This is a genomic window from Methanocella conradii HZ254, from assembly GCF_000251105.1.
Lineage (GTDB): Archaea > Halobacteriota > Methanocellia > Methanocellales > Methanocellaceae > Methanocella > Methanocella conradii.
Genome location: NC_017034.1, coordinates 112,203 through 124,559, shown reverse-complemented (window position 1 = coordinate 124,559; position 12,357 = coordinate 112,203). Strand labels below are relative to the sequence as shown.

The window sequence follows — 12,357 nt, the reverse complement described above, 5'->3', positions numbered from 1 at the left end:
CTGTATGGCCGAATATGTCTATATAGATGGCAAGTTCTACACGAAAGATGACGCTAAGATATCAGTTTATGATCATGGCTTATTATACGGAGACGGGGTTTTTGAGGGCATCAGGGCGTATAATGGGAAGGTTTTCAGGCTGGACGAGCACATCGACAGGATGTACGATGGCGCGAAGGCTATAATGCTCACGCCCCCCGTCACCAAGGAGGAGATGAAGGAAATCATCCTCGAAACGCTCAGGAAGAACAACCTGAGGGATGCCTATATACGGCCCATCATAACCAGGGGTAAGGGAGACCTCGGGCTGGACCCAAATAAATGCCCGAAGCCTACGGTCATATGTATTGCCGAGACGTGGGGGGCAATGTATGGGGACCTTTATGAAAAAGGGCTGTCGGCGGTCACGGTGAGCGTACGGAGAAATGCTCCGGAGGCGCTTCCTACTAATATTAAGTCTTTGAATTATCTGAATAACATACTTGCGAAGCTCGAGGCCAACGTTAAGGGAGGCAACGAGGCAATCATATTCGACGTGCGGGGCAACCTTGCCGAAGGGTCAGGAGATAACATTTTCGTGGTTAAGGGTGGCGCCATAAGGACGCCGTTCGTGCAGATTAACCTGAATGGGGTGACGAGGGGCGCCGTGTTCGAGCTTTGCGGTAAGCTTGGCATCCCCATATCGGAGGCCAACATGGGCTACTTCGACATGTATACTGCGGATGAGATGTTCGTCACCGGCACGGCTGCGGAGATCTGCCCCGTGACGAAGGTGGATGGCAGGCCCATTGGCACCGGTAAGCCCGGCCCCATAACGAAAAAGCTTATGGCGGCCTACAGGGAGCTTACCATGACCACCGGCACCCCGATATATGATGATTGATAGGATACGTACTATTGCGGACTACCAGTTCGGGAGGGGTGCAGGAGTTGCCCTGTTCCCGGATGGCGTGAGGCTCATGGTGGGCAGGACCGGCAGGGTGAGGCAGGTACTGGAGGACGATAGGCGGATTGCCACCCTGCGGGCTAGCGACGGCTTTTTAACGCTAAGCGCCTATGGCGGCCAAAGGCTCAAAGAAGCCCTTCCTTTCCCCAAAAAACGAGTCATAATGGACGACGAGGCCGCCCCGTTCGTTGCGAAGGGCAAGACGGCTTTCTGCAAGTTCGTCCTGGACTGCGACCCGGAGATAAGGGCGCTCGAAGAGGTCATCCTCGTAGATAAAAACGACAACCTGCTGGCCACCGGCCAGGCGCTGCTATGCGCCGCCGAGATGAAGGCCTTCAAGAGGGGCATTGCGGTCAACGTGCGGTATGGCGTCAAAGGAAAAGACATGCCGGCAGAGCCTGGCGAGTGAACATTAGCAAATTGTGAGAGAAGCTATATTTATGCCACCATCAACTGTACCTACTAGTGGTATAAATGAAAAAGTCGATGGTGTTCGAGGGAGCCATCGTAACGCTGCTATTACTATTAACCTTCCTCATGCTGGCGATGCTATTCTCCCCGGAAAATACTGAACAGGTGGGCCGCCTGGAGAACGTGCGCTGCATCATGCCGGGGACGGATGGCACGCTGTACGTATTCATGGATGGGCGCATTCAGGCCATCGATAGAGCGGGAAACGAGCTATGGGACTACCGGATACCTGACGGGTGGAGCGTTTGCTATGGGTGGAGCTATCAGCCGGATGTCATGTGGAGCGTGGCAGGGGGCGAATACGTGTCGCCGGCCGTGTGCAACGTCACCGCAGCGGCAGGCGACCCGATCGCTTTTAGCGACGGCGGCGTGCTTTACGTTTACCTTAAGCCGTCTGGCTCCAGAAACTCCAGCGAGCCGATAAGAGGCGAGCTTATCGCCATATCTTCCGATGGCAGGCGGCAGTGGGCGCTGCCGCTGGACAGCCTCAGGGCCAGCTTATCCGAGAACGCATATCGAGACCGCGAGAAAGGCCCAGACTTTAGCGACGCCAGGGTATACGCCGCAAATGGCCGGGTTTACGTGTTCCATTACTATAATGAGACCGTCATTGACAGGGAAGGGCGCGTTTTATGGTCCATCGCGAACGTCTCCGACCCGGCGGCCATCGATGAGGAGGGCTACGTCTATTGCGTTCCGTCGAGGGAGCCGACCCCATCATACCCGCAGCCTTTCGCGCCTTACGTCGACAGGGCTGGCGTACCGTATGTCAACATGACCGACTACCGGGTCCCCTCAGCAATTATCCAGGCGTACTACCCGAATGGCTCGCTATATTGGACCGCCTATCCGGGGGAATTGCTTTACAGGCAGTATTGCGGGCGCTGCACAATGCCCCTGTATCATAATGGTACCCTTTATGCGCCGCTGTCGAGCGGCATAGCTGCCCTCGACCGTGATGGGACGATTAGATGGTCCGCTCGCCTCGATAGCATCCCTCCCTTCACATACTTGACAATATTCAATGAGACGCGGGAATCTAAAGGCGATTTCAGGATTTATGGGCCGATGCCGTTCGACTCGAAGGGCAACGTTTACATGGAGTATGTAAGCAGGGACCTTATACCATATGGCAACTTTACCGGGCAGGCTAGCAAGCTATACCTCATAACGCTTAGCCCTGAGGGCAGGGAAGTGTCCAGGACGTGCTTCTTCGCAGATAGGTACGTGTGCGCATGCGATGGCATCGGCTATGCCACGAATAGCTCCCTCAACGACCATTCTCCGTATAGCACCGCCCCAAGCCTGACGGCCCTGGCCAGCGAGACCCTCATGGCTTTTAACATAAGCGATAGCAGCTTGTTATGGGACTACACGTTCCCCGTCGATGACCCGGTGCTGGTTACCGTGAACGAGAGTAGCGCGCCCGAGGTTTGCTACATTTCCGCTAATGGAGGCGATGGCAAATATGGGAGCGTCATCATTTCCGACGCATCGGTGCCAGAGGTCATCAATGGAAATGGCATGGTCTACGCGTACTTCCGCAGCGTGAACTACGAGTCGCCCGTTGTGTTTAACAAGACGAGGTGCGCATACGTTTCCGGGATATACGCCTTCGACCGGAACGGGACGCTGTGCTGGAGCAGGAGGATAGGCCCCGACGTAAGCCACCTGAGCGTGGCCGGTAATGGCACCGTCTATTACGTGAGCGGAGGGAGGGTTCTCGTCATAGGCATGGGCGCGGTGGCAGGCTTCGCTTTCTCGGCTCTAGTTTACCTCTTTTTACGTTTCATCTGCGTGGGCACGGTGGCCAGGGCGAAGGCCCGCATGAGCAAGAACGGGAACCGTGACCGGATAATGGATTTCATCTCCAGGAACCCGGGCTCCTCGCTCTACGAGATAGTCAGGGGGACTGGCATCAACCTGGGAACGGCGCGTTATCATTTATCCATCCTGGGGATGAGCCACAAGATAGTGGCGAGCAGGATTGACGGAAAGTACGTCCGATACTTCACTAACTCTGATTCTTACAGCGAGGAGGCGCAGCTCATCTTCTCGCTAATGCGCCGCAAGGTCACGGGCGGGATGCTGCGCCTCATCCTGGAGAAGCCTGGCATCTCCAACGCGGAGGCCGCCAGGGAGCTTGGCATAAAGGAGAGCGTGGTGTGCCGCTGCATGAAAGAGCTTTCCGATAAGGGCGTAATCGATAAAGGGCCGGATGGGGGCTATTTCGTTAAGGAGGCAAAAAGGGAGCAAGTCGCAGCGGCGATGAGGCGCATTTAGGCGTCTTTACCGCCGACCATACTTCCTGTATATCAGGAAAAGGCCCGCTGCAACCACGACGATGATGGCCCCGCCAATGTAGGGGATGTACGACTCCGTCTGCACCGTGATCCGGAAGTCCTTCTGGCTCTCGGCCTGGTCGCACTTCACCTTGGCGATCACCTCATAGTCGCTGGCCACGATGTTCCCCGGCGGCTGTATGCTGAGGGTGAAGACCTGCGAGCCCCCGGCCTTGATGCTATTCACCTTTTCGGGCGAAGCCTGCACCATCCACCCCTCAGGAGCCGTGGTCTCTACATAAACATTTGTCAACGCAGCGCCCTGGCCGCCGTTGGACACGTACAGGTCGATCTTGAACGTCTCGCCAGGCCTGGCGTTATAGGCCAGCCTCGAAGCGGTCACGCTCATGCCGCCGCTGCTCTTAAGCGTCAGCGTGAGGTTCCTGTAGACGTTAAGCCCGTCAGGCCCGGTCACCACCGCCGTAAAGTTATAGTCCCCTGGAGCCACGCTGTATGGCGGCACGACTTCGAGCACCAGGTCCTTTACCGACGACGCGGGCACCACGACCTCGTCGACCTCCTCCGCGCTGGAGGCGCTCTCCTTGAACCTGGCGTACCAGTTATCCGGCAGCCCTGCAACCGCTAGCTTATAGTGGTTTTCGCCCGCCTGCAGGTTATGTATGCTCATGTCATAGGAGATCCTGTCGCCTATGTAGGCGATCTTCGAGGTCACCTTCGCGGACACGTCGGCGGTCTTGTTGGCGCTCGTGATATCGACGAAAACCTCGACCCTGATATCGCCCACATACGCCCATACCTTCTTCTCGCCAACCGGCGTGTTGCTCCACGTCTGAACCATGAGGTTTACCGTCCTCGGCTGCGAGGCGGGCACGCTAATCTTGTACACGCCCTTGTTCTCATACTCGAACCAGGTCTTCCAGCCTATGTCATTGTAAGACTCGAGGGTGTAAACGTGGTCGGACTCATCGTTGTTCTGTATGATGATGGGGAAAGATACGACGTCCCCTCCTAGCGCGGTCTGGCCCGGCACGTCGCACCGCACGCTGGTGCCACCGGTCGACCGGGACGCCTTTTCCACGCTCACGAATGCTCTGCTTCCGTTTATAGAGTCCACGTAAACGCGCAGGATGCCATAATAGTAGTACGTATAGCCTGCCGGTATGTTCGCGTCCTCCGATGGGTAGTCGGGGCCGCTCACATGGGCGGTCAGGCTGCCGTTCACTATCCTGAAGCTTACGAAAAGGCCATTAGACTCCACTGTGTACCCATTCTCGACCTGGCCCGAGTACACTGACTCATAGCTCTCCGCCATGGCGGGGGCCGCCCAGGCCCCCGCGAGGAGGAATATGGCCAATAATGCCGATACGGTGCGAGCGCTCATCTTATGTCCGTCCTCATGAACGCCACGTATGACACCGCAAACGATGCGACGGCCATCACGATGAGGGCGACCAGGTTGCCCCACTTATACCCTAGCGAGTCCCATATGGATATCTTCGTCAGCCACCATGGGCGGCCCGAAGAAGAAGCCTCAGTATAATCGTATGGCCTTTGATTGCTCAAGATGACGCCCGAAAGCTCATTATAATTGCCCACCGGGGATAAGAGATTAATCATGCTTGTAAGGTCCCGGCTCTTCTTCCAGTAGGCGTTCGACTCGTTCTGGGCTATCTGCGAGAGCATCTGGTACTGCTTTTGGTTCTCCTCGTTGATCTTCGCCGCCTCCTCGGCCGTGATGGTGCGCCCATCAATGGTCACGGTACCGTTCGGCGGCACGCTAATCCAGCCCGGGCTTACCGGCCACTGGGGCGAGGGGCCAAGGATAATGCTGGATATTTGATAGGACATGCCCGGCAATGAATACGCTATCAAGAAGATGCCCAACACACACAGGATAGACATGGTGGAGCTCTTGACCAGGGTTGAGACCATGACAGCGATGCCCAGGAACACTATGCAATATAGCAGCGTCACCCCGAAGAAGACAAGCATCCTTGCAAGGTCGTCCCCCGCAGGCACCACGCCGGAAAAGAGCATGATGGCGATGACGACCAGGAACGTCATTGCAATGGCGACGGTCAGCACCGCAACGGCGGCGATAGCCTTACCGTTTATCACGCTGTCCCTGAATATGGGGTGCGATAATAAAGACTTTAAGGTGCCCTCCTCCTTTTCCTTTGAGATGAGGTCGAAGCCCACCGCGACGGCGAGCGCCATGCCCACCAGGGATAGGGAGCTCATGATGCTGTAGAATATGGTGATCATCGAGGGCATCTGGTACTGATTGCTCATCATTTCCAGGCCTGCCTCCATGCTATCTATCTGATCCTGCGGGGCGCCATTAGCCTTCATCTCCTCAAGCCGCTTCTCCATCTCCTGAATCTGTAGCCGGTACCCTATGTCCGTCTCATGCTGTTTTTGCGAGGCTTTATACTGGTCGAGCTGCGAATTGTAGCTTTCCAGGCCCCCGATCATGCCAATGGCGCACAGGATGAACAGTATCGCCAGTAAGGCGATGAAGCGCTTACCCGTGATATACTCCCTGAACTCCTTCTCCGCCACCACTAGCTCCTTCATCATGTCATGCGCCTCCATAAACCGTTTCAAGGAACACGTCCTCGAGAGTCTCTTCCTCTATGGCGAGCTCCCGTATCGCGAGGCCTTCTCTTATAAGCTCCCTGGAGATGTCATCCCTTATGTCGGCGCTCGCCTTGATCGACGCGCTGCCATCGCTATACGAGGCCTCGATGATGCGGGGGTCTGACAGGTGGGGCATGGCCCCTGACACTTTCACGCGTATCCTGACGGCGCTCCTGTCGCGAGACCTCCTTATCTCGTCGGGCGTCCCCAGGGCGATTAGCCTGCCATTCAACAGTATGCCGATGGTGCTGCACACGTGTTGCACTTCCTCCAGGATATGGGATGAGAAAAAAATCGTCCTCCCCTCTTTCACCTGCTCCTTTACGATCTCGCGGAACCTGATCACGCCCTGCGGGTCCAGGCCATTCGTGGGCTCGTCCAGGAATATGACTTCAGGGTCGTTCAAGAGCGCCTGGGCCAGGCCCAGCCGCTGCTTCATGCCCCTCGAAAACGTGCCCGCCGGCTTCTCCACCCCGCCAAGCCCAACGTACTCGAGCAATTCGGATATCCGGGCGTCCGCGTCCTTCATCTCGTACAGCTTAGCAAAGTACTTCAGGTTCTGGCGGGCCGTCAGGCCGCTGTAAAAGCCTACGCCGTCGGGCAGGTAGCCCGTGACGCGCTTTACCTCCATAGGATTTCGAACGACGTCCATGCCGTTTATAAAGCATTTTCCGGCCGTCGGCTCTATCAGCCCAACCATCATGCCGATGGTCGTGGTCTTGCCCGACCCGTTGGGGCCGAGGAAGCCGAAGACCTGCCCCTTGTCCACTGAAAGGTCGAGAGAATCGACGGCCTTCACGCCGTCATAAACCTTAGTCAGGCCTTCCGTCCTTATCGGATAATCAACCATACTATATTCCCCATGGGGTAGTAGAGCCGTCTCAACTATCCCATGCTAGAGAAGCTATAATATATGGTTTATAAAAGGCTTCTCTCACAATCTGATAACTGTGGCGTCTCAGTTGACAGATCGTGAGAGAAAGCTTAAATAGGTGGACAGTGGGAAGCCTATTTTCTTGGCTTGATGAAAGCAATAAGTACGCACGCGATGGCGACGACTCCCAGGCCTGCCAGCCCTATGTACATCATGGCCCTGCGCCCCTCCTCGGCCTTTTGCCTGGCCATCTCGGCCTCAAGGGCGGACCCGTTCAGCGTTATGTTCATGAAGAGCGACTGGTTCCTGACCAGCGTGATCGTCTCGTTGAACCCCTCGTACCCTGGCTTTTCAGATATCACCCTGATAGAGCCATAGGTGACCTTTACCTCGTACTGTCCGGTATCGTTCGTTACGGCTTTATACGCCGTGCCCTGAACGGGCGAATCGCTCCTTAAGGCTATAAACGATACGGTCTCGTTGGGCATGGGACGGCCATGGTGGTCCACCACGTAGCCATATACGGCCTGCTCGAGTATCTTGCCATCTCTACGGTCCAATTCTGCCTTGAGGCCTCTCTGCCACTCATCGTTGGCCTGGTCCGGGGTCTCGCCCAGGATCGCCAGGAAGGCCCGGTCCAGGTCGGCGGCCGGCCCGAACCTTTCTAGTATCATGAGAAGCGACTCGTTGCCGTGCCGATCGGCTATGTACTTTAAAAGAAGGCCTGATTGCGTATAGGCCTGGCCCACCTCCTCCGATGACACATCGCCCGTGGCAGACAGCCGGTGAACCCTTTCAAGCTCTTCGATAGACATTAAATCGCCATTCCTGCACTTATCCTCTATCACGCCTATCTTGGCAGCGGGCAGGTCGCCAGACACGTAGACGGCCAGGCCCTCGCTAAACCACTCTGGCAGGGCATACTTATAGCCCTTTATATAGCTCCTGGTCGCCACGTGTGTCATCTCGTGCTCAAGGGCGGTCTCGAAGTTAGGGAACAGGTCGGGCTCCTTGATGACTATGGCGCTCCTTCCGCCATCCCCCCATCCGCTGCTCACGCTATATTCGGGCAGGCTGTCAGCATCCAGTATTTTCTCATATTCCTCGTGGCTGGAGACGACTATGATGGTCGGGCGAAAGGGCACGCCATTAAAGAATTTTGAGACGTGGGCGTATGCGCGGCTCGCGGCATCCGCCACCTCGCCCACGTACATGCTGCTCTCGGGCCCATAGCTTATGTCGAAATCCTGGCCAGAAATCGTGCTAAACCCATCCGGGCTCTGCGGGATGAACCCCTCCGAATATCCAATGCCGCCAGCGACTGCGTGGAGCGGCAGAAGCATGCACAACATCGTAAGGACGATGGCCATCCTCAAACTAGCGCTCATAGTATCGTCATATAAAGCATACACTATAAAGGGGTTATGTCACGAATGGTGAACTCTCGATATATGCCATCAAAGGTTAACGGATTATGACAGAAACTATATCTGCCCCATGGCTTCAAATTGTTAAAGGCTGGTACGCATGGGGTGCAGGCGCGCGCTTTTCGAATCGCTGCTGGCGATAGCCGCTATATTGCTCATATTCCTGATATACCTCATGGTGTCAGGCTACGCTTTTACTACGACGGAGACGAGAGCGACCGTAAAATGGGATGCCCCGGGCAATGGCACCATATACCATCTGCTCGCATGCGAGGACGGCACGCTCCGCGCGCTCATGGACGGCAGGATAAGCGCTATAAGCAGTGACGGCTCCATCTTATGGTACGTGGACGTACCCGACAGGTGGTGGATGGGGAGCAGGTACTTCGAGCCCGCTGCGGACGTCGGCCCCGACGGCACGCTGTACGTGTACCTGAGGGCGAACGTGACCCGCGCTGCGATGGAGCGCGGGATGCCATACGCCTACGCGGGCGAGTATTACGTGGACATGGACGAGCACAATAAGCGCCTTATGGACGCCTATAAGGGCACCGAGTTCGCCTATTCGCTTGACGAGCGGGTGCTCGCCATCTCGCGGTCAGGCAAAATGCTGTGGAGCCTGCCGCTCGCCACGGGGCTGTACGATGCGGACATCTGCGTTCGAAACGGCACGGTGTACGTTTATCATGGCCAGCATGAGACAGCCATCGACGAGAACGGCGGCATCATATGGGACGTGGGCGATGTAGGGGCCGCCCCCACCGTGGACGATGAGGGCTACGTATACTCACTCGTGCCAATTAATGGCTCAAGGACGAATGGCAGGGTGCTCACCGGCATCGTCCAGGCGTATTATCCTAACGGGACCGCCTGGTGGCGCCGTGACGTTGGCGAGCTCGCATATCTACAGCCAATCCAGGGCTGGGAAGGCCACATGCCCCTCTATGATCATGGCACCCTTTACCTGGCCCTGTCGAGCGGGGTGGCGGCCCTGGACAGGACTGGCTCGGTTAAATGGCTAAAGCACTATAACTCGAGCACGGCACTGTTCGAGCTCGGGCCGTTTGATGGCGAGGGCAACGTGTATTTACGGTGTTTTGACGGCGCCATGACGCTGAACGAGGGCGCTGTCCTTTGGGATACGTATTATCCGGTTGATGGCTCAAGGCTTATCATATTAAGGCCAGACGGGGCCGAGCTTGCCAGCGTCGCCAGCTCGACAGTTTACACGTATGCAAAGGACGGGATCGCCTACAGGGTCGATCCGGTCCCAGGTGGCCGTAATCTAACCGAGCTTGGGTCAGCCGTGCTGACGGCCATGGACCTCAAGGGCAACCGTACCCTCTGGAGCTACAACTTTACGCCGGGGGAGATAAGCATGGCCATGCTAAATATGTCCAACGTCAAGGGCCTCTTCCTGGCAGACGACGTGCAGAGCGCGCAGTGGTTCAACGGCATGAACGCTCGAGGATTTAACGTAACCCCCCGCAGCGTATCCGGAAACGTCGGCATCAAGGTGGTCCAGGGCAGGGATGTGACATACGTCGGGTTCTGGACTTACTGCTACGATTCCCCGGCCATCTACAACGTCTCTAGCGTCGCCTACTCGGGAGGCTTATACGCCTTTAACAGGGCGGGCGACCTGCTCTGGTCCCGTCCCATCGACGCGCAGATAGGCTCCATGTATGAGAAGGACGGCGCCATCTACTACAGCACTGGAAGCGGCAGGCTGGCGGCGGCACAGGTCGACATCGTCACAGGCCTGGCAATAGCCGCCGCCATGTACCTCTTCATCAGGTTCATCATGGTGGGCGCCATATCCAGGGCGAGGGGCGTCATCAACAAGAACGATAACCGAAATGCAATCTTAAAGTATATCGTGGAAAACCCCGGCTCCACCATGTACGAGATATCACGCAGCCTCGGATTGAACAAGGGGACCGTGCGCTACCACTTATTCATCCTGGGCATCAACCACCGTATAGCCGTCCAGCGGGCGGATAAGAAGTTCGTCCGATACTTCCCTAACTCTAACTCTTACAGCGATGAGGAGCAGATGCTTATGGCGCTCTTGAGGCGTGAGAGCATCCGGAGGGTGATGGAGGCGTTGATGAAGAGGCCAGGACTCTCGAACGTCGAGCTGTCCAGGGAGCTTGGCATGCCGGAGAGCGCCATGAGTAAGCATATGAAGGAGCTATGCTCGAGGGGCATCGTGGATAAGCGGAGGATGCCGGGCGGCGTATCCTACCACATAAAGGAAGAGCTCCGCGGGCTAATCGCCCGGGCGCTGGATCAGAGCGGACAATGAGAAACATTTATACCATGTGCGTCACCAGCGGAATATTGCTTTTCATCGGAGGCTTCATCGCGGGGGCGCAGATGGCCGCCCTCATGTTCTTCATCGTCATGCTGCTGGGGCACTAAAGAGAAGCGGTTCTATGAATAGATGATGGTTTGGCATCGCATGTAGCACCATAAAGCAGATAAATCCAGCTATCCAATGTTCACATTGATATGAGGCTCGATAAGGAGCGATGCGGCTTACGCATGCTAACGGAGATAGTGATCAACAGGAGTGGCGTGAACTATGATGACGTACTGCTGGCCTGCACCTGCCGTAATTGTAATAAGCTAATGCTAGGTGGCACGTTAACTGCCATACCGGAGGACAGCAGCTTCCGCATCATCATCAAGGCCCCTGATGGCGTGCCGAGCACGCTTAAAGGCACCGAACTGCTATCGGTCACCTGTAATTGTGGGGCTTCCTATAACATCATCTTCTATGGGCCTTCATACTATAATGGCGCAGGCATCGTCGCGTACACTATAATACAGCTGGATGGCGTTGAGGAGGGATTGTCCGATGCCCTCGACTATATGAGGAGACGCGAGGCCGAGCCCGCCGACCTTGACCGCTGGCTCGTCGAGACGCTGGCCGACGAGTTCAACAGCGCCATCAAGATCGTCAACGAGAAGGGAGTCACCCTGGTCGCAGAGGACTGGACCGAGTCTAAGTATAGCACCGGCTGGATAGAGGAATAAAATCGGTTTTTGGTGAGCATGCCATAATAGGCAGGAAAACCTTTTGAAAAAGGTTTTCCGCCAGCCTTTCCAAAACTTTTTATTTACCGGCTCCTTCGGAGCCACAATTGGTCAAGTAGCGGGGAATGGATTTGAACCATTGGTCTACGGGTTATGAGCCCGTCGGGATCTCCTGACTACCCCACCCCGCTTCAACGATATTAAAAGTCTCCGCACCCCTATAATGCCATCAGCACTATAAATAACTTACTAAAAACGGTTAGGGCTCGAACGCCCTGTGGCTCACGATGCGAGCGGCTTATCTCTTAAGGGCGGCTTCCTGCTCGGCCAGCTTCTTCTCGATCTCGGCGAGAAGCTGCTCGTCGGTCTTGCCCTTTATGTCTATCCCGAGGTTCTTAGCCATCCGCTGCGCGCGGGTCAGGGCGATGTCGTCGGGAGTCTGGCTTATAGGCTGGTTCTTAAGGGCCTCATACCTACGCTCTGCCTCCATCTGGCCCACCTTGAACTCGCCCATCGACTGGCCCAGCGAGCGGGCAAGCTCCGGAAGCTTGGTTGCACCGAAAAGTATGATAATAATCCCAAAAATTAATAAAAGCTCCTGGGGTCCAAATAAGGACATAGATATCCTCCGTTATCTAACATTAACTTTGTAAC

The 12,357-nt window shown here is 56.0% G+C and carries 10 protein-coding genes and 1 tRNA gene; 5 read left to right on the top strand and 6 right to left on the bottom strand.

What is annotated here, in order from left to right; translation table 11 throughout:
- Nucleotides 1–4 precede the first annotated feature (4 nt).
- The 3 genes from ilvE to MTC_RS12515 all read left to right on the top strand — a co-directional run bounded on the left by ilvE (nt 5) and on the right by MTC_RS12515 (nt 3,700).
- On the top strand, nt 5–883 hold the full coding sequence (gene ilvE, locus MTC_RS00660) for a branched-chain-amino-acid transaminase (RefSeq protein ID WP_014404743.1): 879 nt from the start codon (nt 5–7) through the stop codon (nt 881–883).
- Nucleotides 873–1,355, top strand: a complete 483-nt coding sequence (locus MTC_RS00655) for a PUA domain-containing protein (RefSeq protein ID WP_014404742.1) — start codon at nt 873–875, stop codon at nt 1,353–1,355. The genes ilvE and MTC_RS00655 overlap by 11 nt, the downstream gene beginning before the upstream one ends.
- Nucleotides 1,356–1,420: 65 nt before the next feature.
- Complete coding sequence (locus tag MTC_RS12515) at nt 1,421–3,700, top strand: winged helix-turn-helix transcriptional regulator (protein ID WP_014404741.1); 2,280 nt, start codon at nt 1,421–1,423, stop codon at nt 3,698–3,700.
- Nucleotides 3,701–3,706: 6 nt separating this feature from the next.
- Here the strand turns inward: MTC_RS12515 and MTC_RS00645 are convergent, their stop codons facing one another.
- The 4 genes from MTC_RS00645 to MTC_RS00630 all read right to left on the bottom strand — a co-directional run bounded on the left by MTC_RS00645 (nt 3,707) and on the right by MTC_RS00630 (nt 8,622).
- Nucleotides 3,707–5,101 (bottom strand): COG1470 family protein, encoded by a 1,395-nt coding sequence (locus MTC_RS00645; protein ID WP_014404740.1) that lies wholly within the window; start codon nt 5,099–5,101, stop codon nt 3,707–3,709.
- Complete coding sequence (locus tag MTC_RS00640) at nt 5,098–6,300, bottom strand: ABC transporter permease (RefSeq protein ID WP_014404739.1); 1,203 nt, start codon at nt 6,298–6,300, stop codon at nt 5,098–5,100. Before MTC_RS00640 ends, MTC_RS00645 begins: the two co-directional genes overlap by 4 nt.
- Nucleotide 6,301: 1 nt before the next feature.
- A complete protein-coding gene (locus MTC_RS00635) occupies nt 6,302–7,210 on the bottom strand; it encodes an ABC transporter ATP-binding protein (RefSeq protein ID WP_014404738.1) in 909 nt (302 codons plus the stop codon).
- 158 nt (nt 7,211–7,368) lie between these two features.
- Entirely contained in the window at nt 7,369–8,622 is a 1,254-nt protein-coding gene (locus MTC_RS00630; protein WP_143767015.1) for a peptidase MA family metallohydrolase, read from the bottom strand.
- 139 nt (nt 8,623–8,761) lie between these two features.
- Between MTC_RS00630 and MTC_RS00625 the strand changes: the two genes are divergently transcribed.
- Nucleotides 8,762–10,969: a winged helix-turn-helix transcriptional regulator gene (locus tag MTC_RS00625; protein ID WP_014404736.1), complete on the top strand. Its 2,208-nt coding sequence runs from the start codon at nt 8,762–8,764 to the stop codon at nt 10,967–10,969.
- Between the two features lie 206 nt (nt 10,970–11,175).
- On the top strand, nt 11,176–11,703 hold the full coding sequence (locus MTC_RS00620) for a hypothetical protein (protein WP_014404734.1): 528 nt from the start codon (nt 11,176–11,178) through the stop codon (nt 11,701–11,703).
- Nucleotides 11,704–11,819: 116 nt separating this feature from the next.
- Here MTC_RS00620 and MTC_RS00615 read toward each other — a convergent pair.
- Together MTC_RS00615 and tatA are read right to left on the bottom strand one after the other, a co-directional pair.
- Nucleotides 11,820–11,894 (bottom strand) — tRNA-Met (locus MTC_RS00615).
- A 107-nt stretch (nt 11,895–12,001) separates the two neighbouring features.
- Nucleotides 12,002–12,322 carry a twin-arginine translocase TatA/TatE family subunit gene (gene tatA / locus MTC_RS13690; protein WP_014404733.1) on the bottom strand — a complete coding sequence of 107 codons (321 nt, stop codon included), beginning with the start codon at nt 12,320–12,322 and terminating at the stop codon, nt 12,002–12,004.
- Nucleotides 12,323–12,357 lie beyond the last annotated feature (35 nt).

Coding starts and splice junctions, on each gene's coding strand:
- MTC_RS00635 (WP_014404738.1), bottom strand. CDS start 7,210: ATGGTTGATTATCCGATAAGGACGGAAGGCCTGACTAAGGTTTATGAC.
- MTC_RS00630 (WP_143767015.1), bottom strand. CDS start 8,622: ATGAGCGCTAGTTTGAGGATGGCCATCGTCCTTACGATGTTGTGCATG.
- MTC_RS12515 (WP_014404741.1), top strand. CDS start 1,421: ATGAAAAAGTCGATGGTGTTCGAGGGAGCCATCGTAACGCTGCTATTA.
- MTC_RS00625 (WP_014404736.1), top strand. CDS start 8,762: ATGGGGTGCAGGCGCGCGCTTTTCGAATCGCTGCTGGCGATAGCCGCT.
- ilvE (WP_014404743.1), top strand. CDS start 5: ATGGCCGAATATGTCTATATAGATGGCAAGTTCTACACGAAAGATGAC.
- tatA (WP_014404733.1), bottom strand. CDS start 12,322: ATGTCCTTATTTGGACCCCAGGAGCTTTTATTAATTTTTGGGATTATT.
- MTC_RS00655 (WP_014404742.1), top strand. CDS start 873: ATGATGATTGATAGGATACGTACTATTGCGGACTACCAGTTCGGGAGG.
- MTC_RS00640 (WP_014404739.1), bottom strand. CDS start 6,300: ATGATGAAGGAGCTAGTGGTGGCGGAGAAGGAGTTCAGGGAGTATATC.
- MTC_RS00620 (WP_014404734.1), top strand. CDS start 11,176: ATGAGGCTCGATAAGGAGCGATGCGGCTTACGCATGCTAACGGAGATA.
- MTC_RS00645 (WP_014404740.1), bottom strand. CDS start 5,101: ATGAGCGCTCGCACCGTATCGGCATTATTGGCCATATTCCTCCTCGCG.